23 protein-coding genes and 1 riboswitch are annotated in these 22,214 nt (G+C 54.9%); of the genes, 13 read left to right on the forward strand and 10 right to left on the reverse strand.

All coding sequences use genetic code 11. The annotated features are described in order from the left end of the window. Nucleotides 1–75: 75 nt before the first annotated feature. The 4 genes from ACL2XP_RS11750 to yebS all read right to left on the reverse strand — a co-directional run bounded on the left by ACL2XP_RS11750 (nt 76) and on the right by yebS (nt 4,771). Nucleotides 76–267: a YebW family protein gene (locus ACL2XP_RS11750; RefSeq protein WP_413738684.1), complete on the reverse strand. Its 192-nt coding sequence runs from the start codon at nt 265–267 to the stop codon at nt 76–78. A 202-nt stretch (nt 268–469) separates the two neighbouring features. Then, nucleotides 470–715: a DUF1480 family protein gene (locus ACL2XP_RS11755; protein ID WP_413738685.1), complete on the reverse strand. Its 246-nt coding sequence runs from the start codon at nt 713–715 to the stop codon at nt 470–472. Between the two features lie 206 nt (nt 716–921). Next, the gene (locus tag ACL2XP_RS11760; protein WP_413738686.1) at nt 922–3,549 is read right to left on the reverse strand and encodes an MlaD family protein; all 2,628 of its coding nucleotides are present in this window, start codon (nt 3,547–3,549) and stop codon (nt 922–924) included. Continuing rightward, nucleotides 3,521–4,771, reverse strand: a complete 1,251-nt coding sequence (yebS, locus tag ACL2XP_RS11765; RefSeq protein WP_413738687.1) for a membrane integrity lipid transport subunit YebS — start codon at nt 4,769–4,771, stop codon at nt 3,521–3,523. Before yebS ends, ACL2XP_RS11760 begins: the two co-directional genes overlap by 29 nt. A gap of 235 nt (nt 4,772–5,006) precedes the next feature. Here yebS and ACL2XP_RS11770 point away from each other — a divergent pair, with 235 nt between their 5' ends. The 4 genes from ACL2XP_RS11770 to htpX all read left to right on the forward strand — a co-directional run bounded on the left by ACL2XP_RS11770 (nt 5,007) and on the right by htpX (nt 9,471). After that, nucleotides 5,007–5,504 (forward strand): GAF domain-containing protein, encoded by a 498-nt coding sequence (locus tag ACL2XP_RS11770; RefSeq protein ID WP_413738688.1) that lies wholly within the window; start codon nt 5,007–5,009, stop codon nt 5,502–5,504. Between the two features lie 95 nt (nt 5,505–5,599). Further along, a complete protein-coding gene (proQ, locus tag ACL2XP_RS11775) occupies nt 5,600–6,307 on the forward strand; it encodes an RNA chaperone ProQ (protein WP_413738689.1) in 708 nt (235 codons plus the stop codon). A 19-nt stretch (nt 6,308–6,326) separates the two neighbouring features. Continuing rightward, nucleotides 6,327–8,375 carry a carboxy terminal-processing peptidase gene (gene prc / locus ACL2XP_RS11780; protein ID WP_413738690.1) on the forward strand — a complete coding sequence of 683 codons (2,049 nt, stop codon included), beginning with the start codon at nt 6,327–6,329 and terminating at the stop codon, nt 8,373–8,375. Nucleotides 8,376–8,589: 214 nt separating this feature from the next. Beyond that, nucleotides 8,590–9,471, forward strand: coding sequence for a protease HtpX (gene htpX, locus ACL2XP_RS11785; protein ID WP_413738691.1), 882 nt, complete (start codon nt 8,590–8,592; stop codon nt 9,469–9,471). A 7-nt stretch (nt 9,472–9,478) separates the two neighbouring features. Here htpX and ACL2XP_RS11790 read toward each other — a convergent pair whose 3' ends face one another. Further along, nucleotides 9,479–10,882, reverse strand: a complete 1,404-nt coding sequence (locus ACL2XP_RS11790) for an MFS transporter (RefSeq protein ID WP_413738692.1) — start codon at nt 10,880–10,882, stop codon at nt 9,479–9,481. A 213-nt stretch (nt 10,883–11,095) separates the two neighbouring features. On the opposite strand from ACL2XP_RS11790, the gene kdgR reads away from it, so the two are divergent. From kdgR to cspE, 7 genes are all read left to right on the forward strand, one after another. Then, the gene (gene kdgR / locus ACL2XP_RS11795; protein ID WP_413738693.1) at nt 11,096–11,887 is read left to right on the forward strand and encodes a DNA-binding transcriptional regulator KdgR; all 792 of its coding nucleotides are present in this window, start codon (nt 11,096–11,098) and stop codon (nt 11,885–11,887) included. Between the two features lie 25 nt (nt 11,888–11,912). After that, a complete protein-coding gene (locus tag ACL2XP_RS11800; RefSeq protein WP_413738694.1) occupies nt 11,913–12,161 on the forward strand; it encodes a DUF2766 family protein in 249 nt (82 codons plus the stop codon). Between the two features lie 220 nt (nt 12,162–12,381). Beyond that, the gene (locus tag ACL2XP_RS11805; protein ID WP_413739132.1) at nt 12,382–12,474 is read left to right on the forward strand and encodes a PhoP/PhoQ regulator MgrB; all 93 of its coding nucleotides are present in this window, start codon (nt 12,382–12,384) and stop codon (nt 12,472–12,474) included. Nucleotides 12,475–12,558: 84 nt separating this feature from the next. Then, on the forward strand, nt 12,559–12,831 hold the full coding sequence (locus tag ACL2XP_RS11810; protein ID WP_413738695.1) for a YebO family protein: 273 nt from the start codon (nt 12,559–12,561) through the stop codon (nt 12,829–12,831). A 140-nt stretch (nt 12,832–12,971) separates the two neighbouring features. After that, a complete protein-coding gene (locus ACL2XP_RS11815) occupies nt 12,972–13,958 on the forward strand; it encodes an MBL fold metallo-hydrolase (RefSeq protein WP_413738696.1) in 987 nt (328 codons plus the stop codon). An 813-nt stretch (nt 13,959–14,771) separates the two neighbouring features. Continuing rightward, nucleotides 14,772–14,906, forward strand: coding sequence for a DUF2627 domain-containing protein (locus ACL2XP_RS11820; RefSeq protein WP_132921323.1), 135 nt, complete (start codon nt 14,772–14,774; stop codon nt 14,904–14,906). Between the two features lie 23 nt (nt 14,907–14,929). Next, the gene (cspE, locus tag ACL2XP_RS11825) at nt 14,930–15,139 is read left to right on the forward strand and encodes a transcription antiterminator/RNA stability regulator CspE (protein WP_005968829.1); all 210 of its coding nucleotides are present in this window, start codon (nt 14,930–14,932) and stop codon (nt 15,137–15,139) included. A 193-nt stretch (nt 15,140–15,332) separates the two neighbouring features. Here cspE and ACL2XP_RS11830 read toward each other — a convergent pair whose 3' ends face one another. Beyond that, complete coding sequence (locus ACL2XP_RS11830) at nt 15,333–16,037, reverse strand: polyphenol oxidase family protein (protein ID WP_413738697.1); 705 nt, start codon at nt 16,035–16,037, stop codon at nt 15,333–15,335. A 220-nt stretch (nt 16,038–16,257) separates the two neighbouring features. Here ACL2XP_RS11830 and ftsI point away from each other — a divergent pair, with 220 nt between their 5' ends. Then, complete coding sequence (gene ftsI / locus ACL2XP_RS11835; RefSeq protein ID WP_413738698.1) at nt 16,258–17,997, forward strand: peptidoglycan glycosyltransferase FtsI; 1,740 nt, start codon at nt 16,258–16,260, stop codon at nt 17,995–17,997. Between the two features lie 105 nt (nt 17,998–18,102). Beyond that, complete coding sequence (gene rlmA / locus ACL2XP_RS11840) at nt 18,103–18,954, forward strand: 23S rRNA (guanine(745)-N(1))-methyltransferase (RefSeq protein ID WP_413738699.1); 852 nt, start codon at nt 18,103–18,105, stop codon at nt 18,952–18,954. Here rlmA and mntP read toward each other — a convergent pair. The 4 genes from mntP to ACL2XP_RS11860 form a co-directional block, all read right to left on the reverse strand. Then, entirely contained in the window at nt 18,930–19,511 is a 582-nt protein-coding gene (gene mntP, locus ACL2XP_RS11845; RefSeq protein WP_413739133.1) for a manganese efflux pump MntP, read from the reverse strand. The genes rlmA and mntP overlap by 25 nt on opposite strands. Before the next feature lie 9 nt (nt 19,512–19,520). Further along, nucleotides 19,521–19,706: riboswitch (yybP-ykoY riboswitch) on the reverse strand. Between the two features lie 290 nt (nt 19,707–19,996). Then, nucleotides 19,997–20,458, reverse strand: coding sequence for a DUF986 family protein (locus tag ACL2XP_RS11850; protein WP_413738700.1), 462 nt, complete (start codon nt 20,456–20,458; stop codon nt 19,997–19,999). 61 nt (nt 20,459–20,519) lie between these two features. Beyond that, nucleotides 20,520–21,365, reverse strand: a complete 846-nt coding sequence (locus tag ACL2XP_RS11855) for a PTS mannose transporter subunit IID (RefSeq protein WP_413738701.1) — start codon at nt 21,363–21,365, stop codon at nt 20,520–20,522. 12 nt (nt 21,366–21,377) lie between these two features. Beyond that, on the reverse strand, nt 21,378–22,178 hold the full coding sequence (locus ACL2XP_RS11860) for a PTS mannose/fructose/sorbose transporter subunit IIC (protein ID WP_413738702.1): 801 nt from the start codon (nt 22,176–22,178) through the stop codon (nt 21,378–21,380). Nucleotides 22,179–22,214: the final 36 nt, after the last annotated feature.

Raw genomic sequence — 22,214 nt, forward strand, 5'->3', positions numbered from 1 at the left:
GAACCATTACCCTCAGTAATAATATTCTCCGACTTGCCTTTAGTCGTCAGCCTTCGGGCTGACTTTTTTTATGGATTAAAAATCCGCGTATTCGTGCGCCGGCAGCCAGAATCCATCGATAAACTGCTCAATGGGATAACACCCGCCGTAGCGCAGCCGCTGTTCAGTCATGGCGGACAGGCATTGCGTTTCATTACTATAAGCGCCTATCAATAGATCCTCACAGTCCTGGCCCAAATAGCAAATAAAGACCACTAATGCGTACATGCGTTAACCCTATGCTAAGAAATACCGTCGTGGGAAAACCGTTTCCCCGAACTCATAACAGCCCGTACTTATTACAGTAAGTATAGCCAATGCGGCAACCGTGCGACAACGCCATCACAGGCCGGACAGGTATCTGGACAATATCGCGGGGCAGGGAGACTGGCGCAGAGGATAGCCCGCCTTGGCGGCGGGAATTAGCGGCTTATTCCAGACGCATGATCCAGGCATCGGCATCGTGGTCGTAATGCTGGCGAAACAGCACATGCTCTTTTCCATCCAGAAAGGCGGGAATACTGGTGCTTTCATCCCATCCGTCGAGTTGTTTGCAAAGATCGGGATCGGATTTGCAAGGGATGCGCAGGATATTATTGACGTTCTGATCCGCGCCGGCGGAAAGCTCGGCGTCGTCAACTTCAAAACTTCCTATTTTGACAGTGGTCTTGGTCATAATAAGCCCTTTTAAAGGTATATCGCCGGGAAAAATCCCCGCGTTGTTTATGTTTTAAGCCTGATTTGTTTAAAGCCAGCCCAGAAGCATAGTTTAAAAACCGGTCCTTAAAGCATAGACAAGATCACACGATTTGCTAAAAAACGGTCCGGCCGAAGAAAAAAAGGGAGCCGGGCATCATCGGTCATGATTCTGCCCGGCGCGGTTTAATTTTGCGGTACGGCGGTACCCCAATCACGCCACTCTTTCTGTTCTTCGCTATTGAGCAGGAAATGCTTGCCCGGATTGGCCTTGGGCGCCAGCGGCGTGGTTGGCGGGGTGGCAAAGGCAATGCCGCCGCGGATAAACTGCTGGAAGGTGCCGCTTTTCACGACGCCGCCGGTGAGGCCGAATTTCAGATCGTAGCCGGACGCCAGCCAGAATACCGAATTATTGCGTACCAGATGCTGGTATTGCTTGCTGATGCGCAGCATGACATATACCCGATCCGCCAGCGACCCCAGCGACAGGCCGGTTACGGTTCCCACCTCGATGCCGCGGTATAATACCGGCGTGCCGATTTGCAGCGAACCGGCTTCCGGGGTATCCACCACCACGCTCAAACCGTCTAGATAGCGCGAGTCGGTAATCGTCGCCTCCTGTAATTCAAAATTACGGGTGGCCTGGCCCCGGCCGGGCTCGACATTGATATAAGGCTGCAGCAGCGTTTCCAAATGATTAACCCCGGCGGCGGAGATTTCCGGTGTGACCACCGAGAAATGGGTGCCGACCCGGGCGAAGGTCTGCACATATTCCGGATACAGCACCGCTTGCGCCATCACTTCACTGTTCTGGGTGGATAATTTCAACGTTTCCAACTGGCCGATATCAATGCCCAAATAGCGGATCGGCATGCCCGGCGACAATTTGCTGGCATCAAAGGTACGCAGCACTATCTGGCTGCCTACCGCCCGCGCCGCATTTTCCGACCCATAAAGTTTACGCTGCGCGCCCTTGGCCTGTACCGCGCCCTCCAGGTTATCAAAGCTGATGGCCCCTTTAAGGGCGCGATCGAGCGGCGAGGCCTGCACGGTGATACCGTTGCCGTTAATTTGCACTTTGGCGCCGCCTTCGGCCCAGAAGATGCTGTTGGCGGTCAGCAAATGGCGGTATTGCGGATGGATATAGACATCCACGTCAAAGCTTTGCTTGGTAGGGCGCACATCAATGATTTCCCCTACCTGGAATTTCCGGTACATCACAATGGAGCCGGTCTGGATATCCGGCAGACTTTCGGCGGTCAGCGTCAGGGTTGGCGCGGGTTTTTCCCCCTGGATGCCCTGTTCCGCCATTTCGCGGTTGCCGTAAAGCGGATAATGATCCAGCGGTGCGCCCTGCGAACCGGGGAGCATAACGATACCGCCGTCCAGCCACTCCTGGGCGCTGGTGCCGAGCACCCGCACGCCGTCCAGGCCGAATTTGACATCGACCCGGCTATTAACGATAAATTTAGTGTTTTTATGCAATAACTGCGTATATTCCGGCTTGATGGCGGCGACAAAAGTCACGCCGTTATCATCCAATTTGCGGCTGATCACTTTGCCGATGGGGATGCCGTATAGCGTCAGCGGCTGTCCGCTGTCGATGCCGTAGCTTTGCGGCGCCGACAGGGTCAACGTTCGCACCCCGGGCTCTTGCAATAGCATATGGTTGCTATCGAGCAGGGTAAAATGCTGTTGCGGTTCGCCTTCCCCCGGTACGAGTTGCAGGGTGGTGCCGCTCAACAGGCCGCTGATATCGGTATTATTTAACGAGAATTGCGGCGCGTTCATCTCGATACGGGTGCCGGTGCGCATCAAATCGGCTATCGCCGGGTTGATGGTCAGTTCGCCGGTGACTTTTTTCTCATTATTCAGCGTCAGTTTGGTCAGGGTGCCGACTTCAAGACCTTGATATAACAATGGCGTATGTCCCTCGCTCAGATGATCGCCGTCAGGCAGATCGAGGGTAATGATTACGCCCCGCTGGCTATGGGCCAAATCGGGATAAAGCACGTAATTATCATCGGTTTTCGCCTGCTCTCCTGTGGCCGGGGAATCAAACGCGATGGCCCCGTTCACCAGCGCCGCCACGCTTTCCATTTCCACCTGGGCGCCGTGCAAATCCACATTGGCCTTCAAGCCCGACACATTCCAGAACCGGCTCTCTTTTTTAACCAGATCGGTAAAGCGCCGGTCAATCAGCACATCGATATTAACGCCGCCTTTCTCCCGGGCGACATCATAATCGTACACCTTGCCCACCGGCAGTTTGCGGTAGTACACCAGCGAACCGGTGTTCAGCGAACCGAGATTCTCAGCGTGCAGGTGAATTAGCAGTTCACCGGTGTTCACCCGGTATTTCGGCTGGGTCTCCAGAGCGACGAAATGCGTTTCTTCCGCGCCCGGCCCCGGCATCATGCCGATATAGTTGCCGCCGACCAGGGCATCCAGGCCGGAGATTCCCGCCAGGGACGCCTTGGGGGTGACCAGCCAGAATTGCGTGCCTTTACGCAGGGCGTCGCGCATATCGCTCTTGATGCTGACCTCTACCTGGATATTCTTAAGATCGTCGCTCAGCTTGATATTTTGAACCGTGCCGACTTCCACCCCTTGATAACGCACCGGCGTGCGCCCGGCCACGATGCCGTCGGCGGAAATAAAGTCAATGGTGACCGTGGAACCGCGTTCCTGGATGGTGCTGTAGACCAGCCAGCCGGCAATCAGTAAAGCAATAAACGGCAGTAACCAAAATGGCGACACGCGGCGCTTATTTTTGACTGCCGCGCTAGTCGGTGTAGTCGGCGTTTGTTGCATATGCATCCCATATCAAACGGCTGTCCAACCACTCGACAGCCAGAATTGTCAAAATAACGGCGGCGCCGAAAAAGAAGGCCGCCGGTCCCATGGTAAAGGCCAGCAATTGATCGCGATCCACCAGCGACATGGTGACGGAAATCACAAACAGATCCAGCATTGACCATCTGCCGATCCAGGTGACGAACCGCAACAACCGAATCCGGGTTTTCAGGCCTTGCCTGACGTTGAAATGAATGCTGATTAATAATGTCAGCAGCACCACGACCTTAATAAACGGCACCAGGATACTGGCGATAAACACCACCGCCGCCACCGGAATATTATCGGCGGCCAGCGAGCCGATACCCGATAAGATCGTGCTCTCGTTGCGCGCTCCATTAATGTAAATAATGGAAATCGGCAAAATGTTGGCGGGGATGAGCAGCACAATGGCCGCGATCAGCGCCGCCCAGCTTTTTTGCAGGCTGTGGCGCCGGCGTTGGCGCAGCGGGACGTGGCAGCGCGGGCAACGGCCGCGCTCATCGCCGATGGCGGTATAATTACAGGCCAGGCACACCCTTAACGCCGCGGTATTGGTGCGATAGGGCAGTTTTTCCGGCTGGGGATAGAACCTTTCCCATAACTGCTCGATATTTAAATGCGTCATCGTCAGAATGCTTAATAACGTCAGGGCGATAAACGCCGGCAGCGCCATACCGGTGCTGACCGCGGCATAATCCTTCACTTTGATCGCGGCCACCGCCATGCCGATCAGATAAATATCCAGCATTACCCACTCTTTCAGGCGATCGAGCATCAATAGCACCGGACGCAGGTTCATCCCCCACCGTTCGCCAAAAAACAGGTATAGCAGCGAAAACACTAGGGTACAGGGGGCGCCAATGGTACAAAAGGCCACCATGCTGGCGGTTATGGGATCGCCTTGCAGCGCCATTTGCCAGATGCCATGCAGCAGATTGGCGCTGATCGAGGCGCCCAACAGACGGACGCTGATTAACGGATCGGCATAGGCGAACGGCATCAGCAGCAGCATGGTGGTCGCCACGGCCGCCAACTGGTTAATCGTCCACTCGTTGCCTTTGGCGATCCTGGCGCGGCAGCGCGGACAAAAGGCATCCTGGTTTTGGCGCAGTGCGGGCAGGATAAATAACGCGTCGCATTGCGCGCAGCGCTGATATCGGCCTTCGGGCAGAGGGGATAGAATGTGATGTATTTTCATAATCCGGGATGCTGGGCTCGTTCGCACGCTGTCATGCCTGCCTTACTAACACCGTCAATGGTCGTTCGTCCCCGGCTGCAAGAGCCGGGTGGGGTTGCGCAAACATACCTGCTGATACTGGCTTTGTGAAGCCATAAAGGTTTAACCTTGTGGCCTTGGGCATTTATTGCTTAATTTAAACAGGCTGGGGTTCCCGGCTGATAATAAACAGATTAGCTCATTTATTGGTTTTAATATGAAAAAACAACAATGCTATGCTGAATTACTACAAGATATGTCGGCGCTGATTGACGGCGAAACGCATTTCATCGCCGCGATGGCCAATTGCAGCGCATTGCTGTACGAACATCTCGATGGGGTCAATTGGGCCGGTTTTTATCTGCGCCACGGTGATACACTGGTGCTGGGACCTTTTCAGGGCAAAGTGGCCTGCGTACGTATTCCGGTGGGCAAAGGCGTCTGCGGCGCGGCGGTGGCGGAAAACCGGATTCAAAGGGTGGATGATGTCCACGCTTTTCCCGGACATATCGCTTGCGACGCCGCCAGCAATGCGGAAATCGTGCTGCCAATCGTCCTGGATGGCCGCGTTGTGGCGGTGCTGGATATCGATAGCACGATTTATCATCGTTTTGATCGGGACGACGAAGATGGCCTCAAAGCCTTGGTAGAACGGCTTTGCCAGCAGTTAGAACAAACCGATCTGCGAAGTTTTATCAATAATACTTTATATTGATATACGGATAACGTGGCATTTGCCGATGGCGTCATTATAATGACGCCTGTTCATGCCTGCGCTGGTTGGCAAACCCGTTGTAATCAGGAAAATTCATGGAAAATCAACCCAAGTTGAACAGTAATAAAGAAGTCATCGCCTTTTTGGCCGAGCGGTTTCCGCTTTGTTTCACCGCCGAGGGCGAAGCACGGCCTTTGAAGATCGGTATTTTCGCCGATCTGGTCGCGCGCATCCAGGAGGAAGATAGCCTGAGCAAAACGCAGTTGCGTTCAGCATTGCGGCTGTATACGTCGAGCTGGCGTTATCTGTACGGCATCAAGCTCGGCGCACAGCGTGTCGATCTCGACGGCAACGCCTGCGGCGAATTGGAAGCTCAGCATGTTGAACATGCGCGTAAGCAGTTAGAGGAAGCCAAGGCCCGGGTTCAGCAACAGCGCGCTGCCCAGCAGGCCAAAAAACGTGAAAATGGCGAAGCACCGGCACCGCGACGCGCAGCGTCCGCCACGCCGCCTGCCGCTGCCGACAAGAAAAATTCTGGCGAAACCGCCGCGCCGCGCAAGCCGCGTCCGGCCAACCGGCCCAAAGCGGATCGTCCTGCCAAACCGGTGAAACCCGCCGCTCCCGCAGCGCGTCATATACCGGTTACCGATATTTCAAAACTGCAAGTTGGCCAGGCAATCAAAGTCAAAGTGGGCAAAGATCCCATGGAAGCGACCGTGATGGAAATTGCCAAAGAAGGGGTACGTGTGCAGCTCTCTTCCGGGATGGCTTTGATAGTACGCGCAGAACACCTGCAGTTCTGATACGGAGGCCAACCAGGGCATGAACAAATTTGTCAGAGTAACTGCAATTGCAGGGTTGTTTTTGGTGGGTTCGGCGGCGGCGAATGATAATAAAATCACCCGCGCCGATCAGATTCCCCAACTGCACGAAGAAGCGCAACAAGAAACCGTCAGTGAACGTGTTACCGCTCGATTTACCCGTTCCCATTATCGCCAGTTTGATCTGGACGATGCGTTTTCGGCAAAAATCTTCGACCGCTATCTCAATATGCTGGATTACAGCCATAATGTATTGCTGGCCTCGGACATTGCCCAATATGCGGATAAGAAAAACCAGCTGGATGACGAACTGAAAAGCGGCAAGCTGGATATTCCTTTTGCGCTTTACAACCTGGCGCAGAAACGGCGTTTCGAGCGCTATGAATACGCCCTCGCGCAGTTGGCCAAACCGATGGATTTCACGGGTAGCGATACCATTGAACTCGATCGCAGCAAGGCGCCATGGCCGCAAAGCGAGGCTGAGCTCAATAAGCTATGGGACGCCAAGGTCAAATACGATCAGTTGAGTCTCAAGCTTACCGGCAAGGATGATAGCGAAATCCGCGATGTGCTGACCAAGCGCTATCAGTTTGCCGTGCGCCGCCTGGCGCAAAGCAACAGCGAAGACGTGTTTCAACTGGTCATGAACGCTTTCGCCCACGAAATCGATCCGCATACCAACTATCTTTCCCCGCGCAATACCGAACAATTCAATACCGAGATGAGTTTGTCCCTGGAAGGGATTGGCGCGGTGCTGCAAATGGACGACGACTACACGGTCATCAACTCCCTGGTGCCCGGCGGGCCTGCGGCGAAGAGCAAAACCATTACGGTGGGCGATCGCGTGGTCGGGGTGGGTCAGACCGGCAAACCGATGGTCGATGTGATTGGCTGGCGTCTCGACGACGTGGTGTCCCTGATCAAAGGCCCGAAGGGCAGCAAGGTGCGCCTGGAAATCCTGCCTGCGGGCAAGGGCAACAAGACCCGTATCGTGACGGTGACCCGTGAGCGCATACGTCTTGAAGACCGCGCGGTGAAACTGACGGTGAAAGAGGTCGGCAACCAGAAGGTCGGGGTGCTGGATATCCCCGGCTTTTATGTCGGCCTCACCGATGACGTGAAGGTCCAACTGCAAAAACTGCAAAAACAGAATGTCAGCAGCGTCATTATCGATCTGCGCACCAACGGCGGCGGAGCGTTGACCGAAGCCGTTTCATTATCGGGATTGTTTATCCCGAGCGGCCCGGTGGTGCAGGTGCGCGACAATAACGGTAAAATCCGTGAAGATAGCGATACCGACGGCATCGTTTATTACAAAGGGCCGCTGGTAGTGCTGGTCGATCGTTTCAGCGCCTCGGCGTCGGAAATATTCGCCGCCGCCATGCAGGATTATGGCCGGGCGCTAATCGTTGGCGAGCCGACCTTCGGCAAAGGCACGGTGCAGCAATACCGTTCCCTGAATCGTATTTACGATCAGATGCTGCGCCCGGACTGGCCGGCGCTGGGATCGATCCAATATACCATTCAGAAATTCTACCGGGTCAACGGCGGCAGTACCCAGCGTAAAGGGGTCGTGCCGGATATCATCATGCCTACCGGCGACGAGACCATCGAAACCGGCGAGAAGTTTGAAGATAATGCCTTGCCCTGGGATAGCATCAATGCGGCCACCTTTACCAAGACCGGCGATTTGAAACCTTTCTCCGCCGAATTGCTTAAAGCGCATCAGGATCGCATTGCCGCCGACCCGGAGTTCCAGTATATCGCCCAGGATATCGCCCGCCTGCATGCGTTGAAGGATAAACGCAATGTGGCCTCGCTCAATCTTGCCCAGCGCGAGAAAGAGAACCACGAGGATGACGCCATCAGGTTGCAGCGCACCAATGAACGCTTGCAGCGTCAGGGCAAAAAGCCGATCAAATCCCTGGACGCCATGCCGAAAGATTACCACGAGCCCGATCCGTACCTGGATGAGACCGTGCATATCGCCCTGGATTTGTCGAAAGCGGAAAGCGGCAAGCCCGCGACCCAGCCCGCTCCGATAAAATAGGGATGGCAGGCAGGGGTAAATACATCCTTGCGATTAATACAGGCGCCTCCGGGCGCCTTTTTTATTGTGTAAAACCGGCGCGCAAAAGATTAACAAAATGTAAAGTTATGTCTTTTTAGACACTTAATGGCGCGTAGCGCTTGAAAATGTCCCATAAGCCCATACGATCACCATAACGCATTGGGCGTTAATCTTGCAGAGGAACCAACCTTTTATGATGCGCATCGCTCTCTTTCTCCTCACCAACCTGGCTGTCATGGTGGTTTTCGGTCTGGTACTGAGCCTGACGGGGATACAGTCATCCAGCGCGGCCGGGTTAATGGTCATGGCCGGCCTGTTCGGTTTTGGCGGCGCGTTTGTCTCGCTGCTGATGTCGAAATGGATGGCGCTGCGTTCGGTCGGCGGCCAGGTCATCGAACAGCCGCGTAATGAAACCGAACGCTGGCTGCTGGATACCGTGCGCCGTCAATCCCAGCAGGCGGGCATCGTGATGCCGCAGGTGGCCGTGTACCAGGCCCCCGATATCAACGCCTTCGCCACCGGCGCGCGCCGCGACGCTTCGCTGGTCGCGGTAAGCACCGGCCTGCTGCAAAACATGAGCCGTGACGAAGCGGAGGCGGTCATTGCCCACGAAATAAGCCACGTGGCGAACGGCGACATGGTGACCATGACGCTCATCCAGGGCGTAGTGAATACCTTTGTGATTTTTATTTCCCGGATACTGGCGCAGCTGGCCGCGGGCTTTTTGTCGTCCAACCGCGACGAAGGGGAGAGCGGCAACGGCAATCCGATGATCTATTTCGCCGTCTCGATGGTGCTGGAAGTGGTCTTCGGCGTCCTGGCCAGTATCATAACCCTCTGGTTCTCCCGCCACCGCGAGTTCCATGCGGATGCCGGTTCGGCCAGATTGGTCGGGCGTGAAAAAATGATCGCCGCGCTGCAGCGGCTGAAAACCAGCTATGAGCCCCAGGAAGAGAGCAGCATGCTGGCTTTTTGCATCAACGGCAAATCCAAGTCGTTCAGCGAACTGTTTATGTCCCATCCGCCTTTGGACAAGCGCATCGAGGCGCTGCGTTCGGGAGCCTATCTGAAATAAGCCGCGGCTACTCGGCCGGCCCGCCGCCGGACGTTTTCTGGCGCTGCGGGTTCGGCTGGGTAATGCGCAGCGCGCTCACCAACGCCGCCGCCGTGGCAAAGATCCCGGCCAATACCAATGACGCGTGGGTCCCGCTGCCGCCAAACAGATTAAACATCAGCGCGACCAGCGCGGCGCCAGAGGTTTGGCCGAACAGCCGGGCGGTGCCCAGCATGCCGCTGGCACCGCCGCTGCGGTTGCGGGGCGCGGCGGTGATAATGGTATGGTTATTGGGCGATTGGAACAGGCCAAAACCGGCACCGCATAACATCATGCGCCAGATTATCGCCATATCCCCCGGCGCCGCCGGCAGCCACGCCAGCGAGAACAACCCCACGGCAAACAGGCCAAGGCCAACCGCCCCCAGCAAGCCGGCGTGCACCCGGCCTATGAGCCTGCCCGCCACCAGCGCCAGCAGCATGGTCGCCAGCGGCCAGGGCGTGAGCAATAGTCCGGTGGCGACTTCATCGCGGCCTAGCACGCTTTGCAGGTAAAACGGCAGCGACACCATCGCCAGCATTTGGGCGCAAAAGGAGCAAATAGAAGTGCAAAGGGACAAAGAGAATAGGGGGATGCGCAGCAAATCCACCGGTAATAGCGGCCATTCCTGGGAAAGCTGGTGGCGCACAAACACCACGCCGGCCGCGGCCGCCAGAACCAGTTCGGCAATAATCCATTGGCCGTTGACCCGCTGCGAGAATCCCCCAAGCGCCGACAACACCAGACCGAAGGTCAGGGCGTTCATCGCGGCGCTGAACCAATTAAACCGCTGGCCGCTGTTTTTCTGGTTGTTCACCGGCAGGAACCGGCGCCCCAGATAAAAAGCCAGCAGGCCGATAGGCACATTGATGGCGAACAGCCATTGCCAGCTGGCTATGGCCAGCACCCCGGCGGCGACGGTGGGGCCGGCGGCGGTGGATACCGCCACCACCAGGGTGTTTATCGCCATGCCGCGCCCCAGCAGCCGGGTTGGATAAATGATCCTTATCAACGCGGTATTGACGCTCATCAGCGCCGCGGCCCCCAAGCCCTGCAACACCCGGGCGCCAATCAACATCCACAAATTATCCGACAGGGCGCAAACCAGCGACATCACGCAGAAAACCGACAGGCCGTACTGATAAACCCGCCGGTAGCCGTAAATATCCCCCAGGGTGGCAAACGATAGCAGCGTCATGATGATGGCTAACTGATAAGCGTTGATGACCCAGATCGAGGCGGCCGGGCTGGCATGCAGTTCGCGGGCGATGGTCGGCAGCGCCACGTTGGCGATGGCACCGTCCAAAACGGCGATACTGATGCTAATGGCGATGGTTAAAATGGCACCGTAGCGTTGTGGGGTTGGAATGCCGTCGGCATAATTCTGGGTCATGAAGGTTTAACATACCGTTAAAAGCTTTATCCTAGCATCAATTCAGTGCCTTAGAGATCGTAAGGTAAACTGATAAATGTAATAAAACCTAAATGTAGGGTAAAAAAGCGCCGCATTAGCAATGGTGATTGCGTTAAATGTCGGCTTTCCTTTATAATAAAAATCATGTTCTATTTTTTTTAAAACAAAACGCTGATTAGGATTTTTATAACAATGGCGATTACAGATTTAGATAAACAACCCGATTCCGTGTCGTCAGTTTTGAAGGTTTTCGGGATCTTGCAGGCTTTGGGTGAAGAACGGGAAATCGGCATTACCGAGCTTTCGCAGCGGGTCATGATGTCCAAAAGCACCGTATACCGTTTTCTCCAGACGATGAAATCCCTGGGGTATGTTTCACAGGAAGGCGAATCGGAAAAATACTCATTAACCCTGAAACTTTTCGAGCTGGGCGCCAAGGCTTTACAGAATGTCGATCTGATCCGCATTGCCGACATCCAAATGCGGGTGCTGTCCAACCTGACCCGGGAAACGATTCATCTGGGCTCGCTGGATGAAGACAGCATCGTGTATATCCACAAGATTGACTCCATGTACAATCTGCGCATGTACTCGCGCGTGGGGCGCCGTAACCCCCTTTACAGCACCGCGATCGGCAAAGTGCTCCTGGCCTGGCGCGATCGGGAGGAAGCCCGTGAAATCCTGTCCGACGTGGTGTTTCACCGCAGCACCCCGCATACCGCCGCGGACGCCCAGGCGTTGCTGCCCGAGCTGGACCTGGTGCGTGAACAGGGGTACGGCGAGGATAACGAAGAACAGGAAGAAGGGCTGCGCTGCATCGCGGTGCCGATTTTCGATCGCTTTGGCGTGGTGATCGCCGGCCTGAGCATCTCATTCCCTACCATCCGTTTTTCGGAAGCCAGTAAAAGCGATTATGTGAAGATGCTACATGATGCGGCGCGCAATATTTCCAAGCAAATTGGTTATCAACAGTACCCATTTTGATGTGGGTTGGTAAACAGGGCATAGCATGTCAGAACAATTTTCCGAAAATCAGGAACTGGTATCCGATTTAGTCGCTTGCCAGCTGGTCATCAAGCAAATCCTTGATGTCATTGATATCATCGCGCCCGCCGACGTCAGGGATAAAATGTCGGCGCAGTTGCGATCTATCGATTTCGCCACGCATCCGGCGGCAAAAGACCCCATTACGCGCCGGGCCATACAAAAAGCGATTGCGCTGATCGATATGAAGTTCGATCGTTCGACGGAGCATTGATTACCCATAAGACGCGGTGCCAGGGCTAATCATTGGCACCCTATTTCCTTCCACCCATATCATCTGCTATTAAAATCATTATTCGGGTAATGAATACCCTTGGTAGTTATCATTCGTTTAAGTTTCGCTGGCTAGAATAATGATATCGGGGCAGTACAGGACATGGGTTTTGAAAAAAAATACAACAATATCAATATTTGCCATTCTGGTGCTTTGCCTGATGCTGTGGCTTTCGGCATTAAATAGTTTCTGCGATCAGGGTGGCGATTTCTTTAGCGGAATGTGTCTGGTGACCAAATGGATGCCGTGGTAGGGCTGCATTTTTCGGTTGCGGGGTACATTGATGGCCGCGGAGTGATAAGATAGCGTCTGGTCTTATCAGTGGCAAGGTCGCTTTATGAACGAATTTGGATTAAACACGGTTAACATCGCCTCGGTGGCGCTCTGTCTTATTGCCTTCATTTTCTGCCTGGTATTCTGGTTTTTCCTCAACCGCGCCAGCGTCAGGGCAAATGAACAAATCGTCCTGCTTAACGAACTGCTGGAGCAGCAGAAAAAACAAACTGAAATCCTGCAACGCCTGGGCCAGGGCGCAAACCCGGATAATGGCGTCAAGGCTTTCCCGGCCAGCGAACCCATCATGTTCAAGGATTTCATCGCCGAACGTTAAGCCTTCCTTATTTAATTCTATGCCATCGCGCCGCGCGCCGCGGTGGCAGCCATCACATAATCCACTCGTTGCATTAATTTTTATGCCTGAGGCTATGCTAAAAGCGGGCGGAGCCAATTTTATGGAGAACCGGGCGCCAAATGACAAAAAAGAATCCTTGGTATGATGCCTCTAAACTGCACCACACCCCCGACGGTTTTCGCAATATCGAACCCGGGGAGCGCGGTGCCGGCGATTATAAAAAATGGCAGAATGAACGCAAGCAGTTGGGATTGCCCAAAGCCCCGCAGGAGGGGTATCCAGGATTCATCGAACGCTGGTGGCAGCCGGCCGATTTCAGCGGCACCGGCGACACCATCTGGTGGCTCGGCCACGCTTGCATGCTGATCCGGGTGGCGGGACGCTATTTATTAATCGACCCGGCATTGGGCGATCGCGCTTCGCCGCTGCCGTTTATCGGCCCCAGGCGTAAAACGCCGCTGGCGGTGGATATTGCCGATCTGCCGCCGATCGCCGGGGTCATTTATTCCCATAACCATTATGATCATTTAGACAAAGGCACGCTGAAGCGGCTGATTAAACGTTTCCCGGCGCTGCAGGTGATGGCGCCCCTGGGTATGGGCAAATGGCTGCGTAAACGCGGCGTCAGGAGCGTTACGGAATGCGACTGGTGGGATAGCCTGGATTTTCGCGGTATCCGCCTGCATTGCGTGCCGGCGCGCCACTGGAGTATGCGCACCCTCAAAGATCGCAACCGCAGCTTATGGTGCGGCTGGGTGGTTGAAACCAAGGCCTGGCGTTTTTATTTTTCCGGGGATAGCGGTTACTCTCCCGGCCTGGTTGAAATCGGGCAGCGCCTGGGACCGTTTGACATCGCCGCCTTGCCCATCGGCGCCTATGCACCAGAATGGTTCATGGGCGAGAGCCATATGAGCCCGGCCAGCGCCGTGAAGTTATACCAGCAATTGAACTGTCCAACGGCGATCCCCATACATTGGGGGGTATTCGAGCTGGCGGACGAATCCCTCGACGAACCCCCGCTGGAGTTAGCGCAGGCCTTATTAACCGCCGGGATAAGCGAGCATCGTTTCCATCCGCTGAAAATTGGCGGAAAAATAGCGCTGTGACGCTTGAGCAAAGGCATGTTTCACCGGCGCGCATCGACGCGCCGTTTATTTCATTAAAATGACATAGATCAATTTCGTTATATTATGACCCGGGCACGCCGACGGAGTATGAATTAATAATATGCGATCTCCAGACCGCGTCTTCCCCGTTTTAACCTACTACCCGCATGGTCGAATAACTGTTTTTCTTATGGCTGGCCTAAAGCCAGGCTGCGGTTTTTAACGCGGCGAACCTATGTCTGCACAATAATGGTGATCACAAATAGCGCGCTGCGACATTATGCTGCCGATATAATCACTCAGGGTAAATTATCCGCCGCGCCGTTGGCGACCGACCGTCATGGCCGGGTGGGGCATATAGCCGGCCGCACTCTTGGCAGCGGCACCCCCAGCGGCACTCGCAGCCGCGTCCTGCCGCGCCGGACGGCCTGGCCGCGCGCGCCGGGCGCATTTATCGGATTGGAAAGTTTTATTACATGGATAGTCGAATAGGGTATAAGCAAATCTGAAAAAATGTGAGCGGAACCTCTTGTTTTCTTTTATAAGTAAATGAATAGTTATTCTCGAATAATGCATTGGACGTTGGCAGATGTTTGCGCTAAGGTTATCGATAAATGGTACAGAAATCATGACGGTGGTTAACGCCATTATCCAACGGGCTAAATTTTCGACTGTTGGCGGTGAGTGTTGTCCCTGGATGTAACTGAACGATTTAATTATGTGCGACATATCCGGCCCTGATCAAAAATGGCTTGCCATTGATAACAGAGTATGTGATAACGCATTTGGGTAAAACGAGGTACAGTTCTGTATATGAATGGCATTTTCAGTAAAGAAGTTTTGCGTAAAGACGATATCGTTGCATACCGCTTCTCTGCCGATCCTAATCTTAGTGCCTCAAGCAGTAACGACTCCAGTTTGTCTCTGTCTCGCCTAAGGGCGATTTAAACACTCCAAAGGAAATATGCAAGATGGCAAAGATCAAAGGTCAAGTGAAGTGGTTCAACGAGTCTAAAGGTTTTGGTTTCATCACTCCGGCCGATGGTAGCAAAGATGTGTTTGTTCACTTCTCCGCTATTCAGGGTAACGGCTTCAAAACTCTGGCCGAAGGCCAGAACGTAGAATTCGAAATCCAGGATGGCCAGAAAGGCCCTTCAGCAGTTAACGTAACTGCTCTGTAATCCGCGTTGCTTCGGCAACAGTCAGTCATTTGACTGACGGATAACATGTAATTCCCCCTGCCAGTCCCGAACTGGCAGGGTGTTTAAATTTCCTGCGCTTTACTATCCCGCCTACCCCAGATTTCATTTTCGTTGCCAAACCCGGCTCGGCGCCATGGTACAGGTCACGCTGATTTTGCGGTCCCGACTCCGGTCATGGCAAAATAATCGCGCCCGAATGCTGATTGCGTCCGCTGATGGTGGGATAAGACGGATCGACCGCGCGCCGCCGGCTATTGCGCCGAAAGCTGGTGTAACAAAAACCGGATTGCCCCTGCGCTCGGGTGCAAATGGTGCAGCGATCGGTGCTATCCACCGCCGTAAACCCCAGTGCGGCCAGCTTGTAGCGGGCAATGGCCGGCAAATCCAAATGGCGGAACGAGGGTGAAATAATCGCCGCCGGTATGGCCAATTGGGCTAAAAAATCCTCCACCAGGCTTTCGCTGACCTCATAACAGCAGGGGCCGGCCGCCGGACCGATGGCCGCCACCCACAATGCGGGATCGTCGCCGTCGGCCAGCAAATCGGCAAACCGCTCGATAATACCTGCCAGCAGCCCGCGCCAGCCGGCATGCAGCACCGCAATGCGCCGGCCATCGCGCCGGCTGAACACCAGCGGCAGGCAGTCGGCGGTAAGCACGCTGAGCAACACGCCCGGCGTAGAGGTGATCAGCCCATCGGCCATGCCGCACTCTTCGCCCGGGCTGCCAACCTCGTGAATGTGTACGCCGTGAACCTGTTTTTTTACCGGCAGGGTGGACTGCCAGGGTTGCAAGGCGGTCGGCATCAGGTGGGCTTTGTCGCCAAAGCCGTGCAGCACGCCGGGTATGCTTTGCAGGAGAGGGGAATACGCTGTCATTTCCGTTTGGGAGCTACCTGGGGACATCGGAATAAAGTGACCCCAGTTTAAACGCGATTGGGGGATGCGCGCAGCAACAAACGGGCAATAGTTTTGCTATTGCGGGAGAAATTCGCGCTTTGTTGCAAAATAGTAAGCCTTGTAGCACTGTTTTAGCCCATTTGTGCTGATGGATCGGGTTTAATGCCTGCAATAACCGCATTGGCAACAAGAGAACCGTGTGAAAATCAGTCCTGACCCGGGTAAGAAAAATTTTATCCAATGGCGCTTCGGTTTGATGTGCGTGGGTATTTCATTAATTTTGGCCGTGCTGTTAATCCGCATCGGCTGGCTGCAGGTAATTAAGCCGGATAATTTGGTGGCGCAACAAAATATGCGCTCGCTGCGGGTCGAGCAGACGCCCATTCCCCGCGGCATGATAACCGATCGCAACGGACAGCCGCTGGCGGTCAGCGTACCGGTGGACGCCATCTGGGCCGATCCCGCGGAAGTCGCGCAAAAGGGCGGGGTGGTGGATACCTCCCGCTGGCAGGCTCTGGCGCAGACGGTGAATTTGCCCTTCAGCGAACTGGCCGCCAGAATCAACCACGATCCCCATATGCGTTTTATCTACCTGGCGCGCCAAATCGAACCCAACGTGGCGGAATACGTCAAGCAGCTTAAATTACCCGGAATTTATTACAAGGAAGAATCCCGGCGCTTTTATCCGGCCGGCGAGACGGCGGCCAATCTGGTGGGTTTTACCAATATCGACGATCAGGGCATTGAAGGGGTGGAAAAGAGCTTCAACCACATGCTGACGGGCGTCGCCGGCCAGCGGGTGGTGCGTAAGGACCGCTTTGGCCGCGTGGTGGAAACGCTCTCCTCCACCGATAGCTCGCCGGCGCACAACGTGGCGTTAAGCATCGACCTGCGATTGCAGCGCGAGACCGAAGAGGCGCTAAGCAATGCGGTGGCCTTTAACAAGGCGGATTCGGGCGCGTCGGTCTTGGTGGATATCGCTACCGGCGAAATTCTGGCCATGGCCAGTTATCCCACCTTTAATCCCAATAACCGCGCCGGGGCGACCGAGGATGATTTTCGCAACCGCGCCATCAGCGATATTTTCGAGCCGGGTTCGACGGTGAAACCCATGGTGGTCATGACGGCGCTCAGGCAGGGTATCGTCAAGCCGGATACGTTGCTCGACACCCATCCTTATATTCTCAGCGGCCACGAAATCCGCGATGTGGCCTTTTATCCCCAATTGACCCTCACCGGTATTTTGCAAAAATCCAGCGATGTCGGCGTGTCGCGCATGGCCCTGGCGATGCCGATCACCGCCTTGTTGAAAACCTATCAGGGGTTTGGCCTCGGACAGCCCACCGACCTGGGCCTGACGGGCGAAAGCGCGGGCTTGATGCCCCATCGCCAGCGCTGGAGCGAACTTGATCGCGCCACCTTCTCTTTTGGTTACGGCCTGATGGTGACGCCGGTGCAGCTGGCCCGGGTCTACGCCACGATTGCCAGCGACGGCATTTATCGTCCGCTTTCCATTACCCGCATCGACCCGCCGGTGGTCGGCCAGCGCATTATGGAAGAAGGCTGGGTGCATGAGGTCAAACATATGATGGAAAGCGTCGCGCTGCCCGGCGGCGGCGGTATCAAAGCCGCCGTACGCGGCTATCGCGTGGCGGTAAAAACCGGTACGGCTAAAAAAATCGGCCCGGACGGCCGCTATATCGATAAGTATATCGCCTATACCGCCGGCATCGCTCCCGCCAGCCATCCGCGTTTTGCGCTGGTGGTGGTGATTAATAACCCGCAAGGGGGCAAATATTATGGCGGCGCGGTTTCGGCCCCGGTTTTCAGCACCATTATGTCGGAGGTGCTGCGCATCATGAACGTGGAGCCCGATGCCCTGCCGGAAGAGAACAATCGCCTGGTCACCGCCGTCAAGCCGGTCGGCCGCGCTTCCTGACACCGTTGCCGCCTCGCCCGCGCGTACCGGCGATAATGCCGCTGCCGGTACGGGCGATTTTGCGGTAAGATGCGCACCTGTTTGTGGTTTAGCCCGGAATCGGTTATGTCCTGTTATCAGTGCCCCCTCTGTCATTTGCCCTTGACGCTGTCCGGCAACGTTTGGTCCTGCGAGCGGCAGCACCGTTTTGATTGCGCCAGGGAAGGGTATGTCAACTTGCTGCCCGTACAGTTTAAACGCAGCAAAGTCCCCGGTGATAACCAGGAAATGATGCAGTCGCGCCGCGCGTTCCTGGATGCCGGCCATTATCAGCCCCTGCGCGATCGGGTGGTGGAACTTATTCGCGATCTGCTGCCGGCCCGGTCCGTCGACTGGCTGGATATCGGCTGCGGCGAAGGATATTACACCGCGGCGCTGGCGGCGGCCGTGGCGGAGCATTCTGGCGGCGGGGAGGTCTATGGACTGGATATCGCCAAAACCGCGGTGCGCGCCGCGGCCAGGCGTTACGGGCAAGTGCGGTTTTGCGTCGCGTCGAGCCAGCGCCTGCCGTTTACCGATGCCGCGCTGGACGGCATTTTACGCATTTATGCGCCCTGTAACCCGGCCGAGATGTCGCGCACGGTTAAACCCGGCGGACGGGTGGTGACGGTGACGCCGGGGCCGCGGCATTTGTATCAGCTTAAAGCGCGTATTTATCCCCAGGTCATGCTCCATCCTTTCAAGGACGAAAGCTTCGACGGATTCACGGCGGAACATACGCAGAGCCTGGGTTACGGGATGGATTTGACCGGTGAGGAGGCCGCGGCCCTGCTGCAAATGACCCCGTTTGCCTGGCGGGCCGCCCAGGACGTCGCGGCGCGGTTAAGCGAACTGGCGCATTTTGCCTGTGAAACCGATTTTATTATCCGCGTCTGGCGACGGGACGCGGCGGATTACATACCGGACAGTGCGGTGTGAGAGAGATGGGCGTAGAGGATATTGCAGCCGATGCCGATAAGTATGACGCCGCCGATTATCTCCGCCTTTTTGCCCAACAGCGGGCCGATAAAGCGCCCCAGCAGCATGCCCAGCGTGGCCATGACCATGGTGGCCATGCCGATAATCATGGCCGTATGGAGGATATTGACCTCTAAAAACGCCAGGCCGACGCCAATCGCCATCGCATCGAGGCTGGTGGCGATGGCGGTGGTCACCAGCACCCGCAGGCTGTGATGGCCGGCCATCGGCGCCCCCTCGGGCTGCTTTTTAAAGCCGGTAATCACCATGCGCACGCCCAGGCAGCCGAGCAGGGTAAAGGCGACCCAATGATCCCATTCCATGATATAACGGCTGGCTATCAGGCCAAGCGACCACCCTATCAGCGGGGTGCAGGCTTCAATCACGCCAAAAATAAGGCCGGTGCGCAGCGCTTCGCGCAGGGGAGGTTTATGCAGGGTGGCGCCTTTGCCGATGGACGCGGCAAACGCATCCATCGACATGCCAAAGGCCAAAATCAATGTTGAGGAAAGGTTCATCATAGTCATGTCTACCTCGGCCGGGAGCCAAATCCACGTGTACCCATCACCCCAACCTAACGATGGTTCCGCGTGTCTATAGTCTCGCCAACCATCCTGGTCGTCCGCACCACGTTGTAAATAAGCAACGAGTATGTTGATACGGACATTTCCGTTAATAAATACGGAAACCGGCTACTCCCCAATGACGCGGCAACCTTACCATAATATTTCCTCCCAAAACAACCACAAAAAAATAATAGCATTTTAAACGCAAGTGATAATTATTTACATCGAAATAATATAGCCAAAGCTATACAGAAATAAGTACGAAAATACGGCTTGGTATAGCCGCGGCTATATTAAGCTGAACCGAAAAATAAGGGTATTTTATAGCCAATGCTATATTAGCAAAGGCGTAAACCAGGGGTTTGGGCAGGGCGGGTAATGACCCTTTTTACTGCTTTATCATCTTATTATCATTATAAAATGAGGTTGTATTTATGTTAATGATTTTCTAAGAAAAAGTTATAAATTGTCTCTAAATCATCCAATTGCTGTACCTGAATCAGCAACCGCCGTTGTTCTAAATCGATGACTAAATAACCATCTTCCGATAAATTCATATTTTTTATGCGGGTATAGCGGATAAAGACGTTGGCATAGAAAAACCCTTCTTGTTTAAAGAGTATTTTTGGCCGGCGGATATAGGCAAGATAGGCAGCCATGGCGATCAAAATTAATAATAGCGTGGTGGTAATAACGGTACCGTTATTGTTGATATTCTGGTAGACCAAAATTAATACCAAGCCGATAAAAATCAGGCCGTCAATACGGCTTTGGCGGCGCAAGCCGATTTTTAACTTGGTTTTACCCTTAAGTATCCAGTCGACGATAAATTCATCATACAGGGCAAACGCCAGAGCCAGCGCAATAATCACCACCAGGCCAATATCGGTAACAGACATCTTATCTCCCAAAAAAAACATAAAAAAGCCGGGGTAAAAACCCCGGCTTGATCATTTACGCTTACAGGCCCAACAGACCAATCCAGTAACCGAAGATACCGATGGCAAAGAAGCCGACGATAATCCACAGCGCGTTCACCTTGCGCCTTAACAGCCACATACAACCGAAGGTCAGCAGCAGCGGCACCAGGCCGGGCATCAACTGATCCAGGATGGTTTGCACGCTGGTTACCGTGGTATGGCCGTCCGGACCGGTGATGCGCGACACCACCATGGGAATGTTCACATGGGTCCACTTATTTACCAGCGCCCCCATGACAAACAGCCCCAGGATGGAGGCGCCCTCCGTCAGTTTCTGGAGGAAACCGCCGCCCATATCGTTAACGATATCCACGCCCTTTTTATAACCGTAAGCCACGCCGTAATAGCGGGTAGCCAGACGCACGGCGTTAAACAGGATAAAGAACAACAGCGGACCGAGCAGGCTGCCGCTCATGGCAATCCCGGCGCCCAACGCGGCGAATACCGGACGCACGGTGCCCCAGAATATCGGGTCGCCCACGCCGGCCAGCGGCCCCATCAACCCGACTTTCAGGCCATTGATGGCCGCATCGTCGATCGGGGCGCCGTTGGCGCGCTGTTCTTCCATCGCCATGGTTACGCCTAATACCGGCGCGGCCACGTACGGATGGGTATTAAAAAACTCCAGGTGGCGTCTAATCGCCTGTTTGCGATCGTCATTGTTCTCAGGATACAGGCGACGGATCACCGGTACCATGGAGAAGCAAAAACCCAGCGCCTGCATACGTTCAAAGTTCCATGATCCCTGGAAAAGGTTCGAGCGAATAAAGACAGCACGCACGTCGCCGGGAGTCAGTTTCTTTGGGGCATTAGTAATATCGACCATTTCGCTCACCTATTAATCAAGTTCATTATCAAGATCATTAACGCCCCTGGCGCCGCCATTTCCACCGTTGGTCTGGTTATATTTCGGACTCAACTGGATATAAAGGACAGCCATGACCACGCCAATCACACCGAGGGAAACCAGGTTGAAATTGGTGAAAGCCGCGGTGACGAAACCAAGATAGAAGAAGGGCATCAGGTAACCGGCGCGCATCATATTGATGACCATCGCGTAACCTACTACCACGATCATGCCGCCGGCGATATTCAGACCGTTGGTCACGACTTCCGGGATGGAACTGAGCATGGCGTGGACGGCATCGGTACCGACGGAAACACCGACGATCACGGCCGGAATGGCGATACGCATTGCTTGTAACAGTAACGCGCCGACGTGAATCCAGCTTAAAGCGCTGAGGTTGCCGTTTTCGGCAGCTTTATCAGCGGCATGCTGGAAGGCGACGGTAATGGTACGAACGATAATGGTCAGCACCTGGCCGGCGGCGGCCAGCGGGATAGCCAGGGCAATGCCGGCCCCCACGCTTTGATTACCGGCGATAACCAGGATGGTGGAGATTATCGATGCCAGCGCGGCATCGGGCGCCACGGCGGCGCCGATGTTCATCCAGCCCAGGGCAATCATCTCCAGCGTACCGCCGATGATGATACCGGTCTTCATGTCACCTAATACCAAGCCGATTAACGTACAGGCCACCAGTGGGCGGTGGAACTGGAACTCATCGAGTATTGAACCCATACCTGCAATACAGGCCACTATAAAAATCAGCACAATTTGAAGCGTGGTGATCTCCATTGTACTTCTCCTCTGACAAACGTAAGAGAGCGGTAA

This window comes from Sodalis sp. RH21 (assembly GCF_047324175.1).
In the GTDB taxonomy this organism is placed as follows: Bacteria; Pseudomonadota; Gammaproteobacteria; order Enterobacterales; family Enterobacteriaceae; genus Acerihabitans.

Bases quoted from the DNA above. Each gene is read 5' to 3' on its own strand.
- ACL2XP_RS11750 (WP_413738684.1), bottom strand. From the start codon at position 267: ATGTACGCATTAGTGGTCTTTATTTGCTATTTGGGCCAGGACTGTGAG.
- ACL2XP_RS11755 (WP_413738685.1), bottom strand. From the start codon at position 715: ATGACCAAGACCACTGTCAAAATAGGAAGTTTTGAAGTTGACGACGCC.
- ACL2XP_RS11760 (WP_413738686.1), bottom strand. From the start codon at position 3,549: ATGCAACAAACGCCGACTACACCGACTAGCGCGGCAGTCAAAAATAAG.
- yebS (WP_413738687.1), bottom strand. From the start codon at position 4,771: ATGAAAATACATCACATTCTATCCCCTCTGCCCGAAGGCCGATATCAG.
- ACL2XP_RS11770 (WP_413738688.1), top strand. From the start codon at position 5,007: ATGAAAAAACAACAATGCTATGCTGAATTACTACAAGATATGTCGGCG.
- proQ (WP_413738689.1), top strand. From the start codon at position 5,600: ATGGAAAATCAACCCAAGTTGAACAGTAATAAAGAAGTCATCGCCTTT.
- prc (WP_413738690.1), top strand. From the start codon at position 6,327: ATGAACAAATTTGTCAGAGTAACTGCAATTGCAGGGTTGTTTTTGGTG.
- htpX (WP_413738691.1), top strand. From the start codon at position 8,590: ATGATGCGCATCGCTCTCTTTCTCCTCACCAACCTGGCTGTCATGGTG.
- ACL2XP_RS11790 (WP_413738692.1), bottom strand. From the start codon at position 10,882: ATGACCCAGAATTATGCCGACGGCATTCCAACCCCACAACGCTACGGT.
- kdgR (WP_413738693.1), top strand. From the start codon at position 11,096: ATGGCGATTACAGATTTAGATAAACAACCCGATTCCGTGTCGTCAGTT.
- ACL2XP_RS11800 (WP_413738694.1), top strand. From the start codon at position 11,913: ATGTCAGAACAATTTTCCGAAAATCAGGAACTGGTATCCGATTTAGTC.
- ACL2XP_RS11805 (WP_413739132.1), top strand. From the start codon at position 12,382: ATGCTGTGGCTTTCGGCATTAAATAGTTTCTGCGATCAGGGTGGCGAT.
- ACL2XP_RS11810 (WP_413738695.1), top strand. From the start codon at position 12,559: ATGAACGAATTTGGATTAAACACGGTTAACATCGCCTCGGTGGCGCTC.
- ACL2XP_RS11815 (WP_413738696.1), top strand. From the start codon at position 12,972: ATGACAAAAAAGAATCCTTGGTATGATGCCTCTAAACTGCACCACACC.
- ACL2XP_RS11820 (WP_132921323.1), top strand. From the start codon at position 14,772: ATGAATGGCATTTTCAGTAAAGAAGTTTTGCGTAAAGACGATATCGTT.
- cspE (WP_005968829.1), top strand. From the start codon at position 14,930: ATGGCAAAGATCAAAGGTCAAGTGAAGTGGTTCAACGAGTCTAAAGGT.
- ACL2XP_RS11830 (WP_413738697.1), bottom strand. From the start codon at position 16,037: ATGACAGCGTATTCCCCTCTCCTGCAAAGCATACCCGGCGTGCTGCAC.
- rlmA (WP_413738699.1), top strand. From the start codon at position 18,103: ATGTCCTGTTATCAGTGCCCCCTCTGTCATTTGCCCTTGACGCTGTCC.
- mntP (WP_413739133.1), bottom strand. From the start codon at position 19,511: ATGAACCTTTCCTCAACATTGATTTTGGCCTTTGGCATGTCGATGGAT.
- ACL2XP_RS11850 (WP_413738700.1), bottom strand. From the start codon at position 20,458: ATGTCTGTTACCGATATTGGCCTGGTGGTGATTATTGCGCTGGCTCTG.
- ACL2XP_RS11855 (WP_413738701.1), bottom strand. From the start codon at position 21,365: ATGGTCGATATTACTAATGCCCCAAAGAAACTGACTCCCGGCGACGTG.
- ACL2XP_RS11860 (WP_413738702.1), bottom strand. From the start codon at position 22,178: ATGGAGATCACCACGCTTCAAATTGTGCTGATTTTTATAGTGGCCTGT.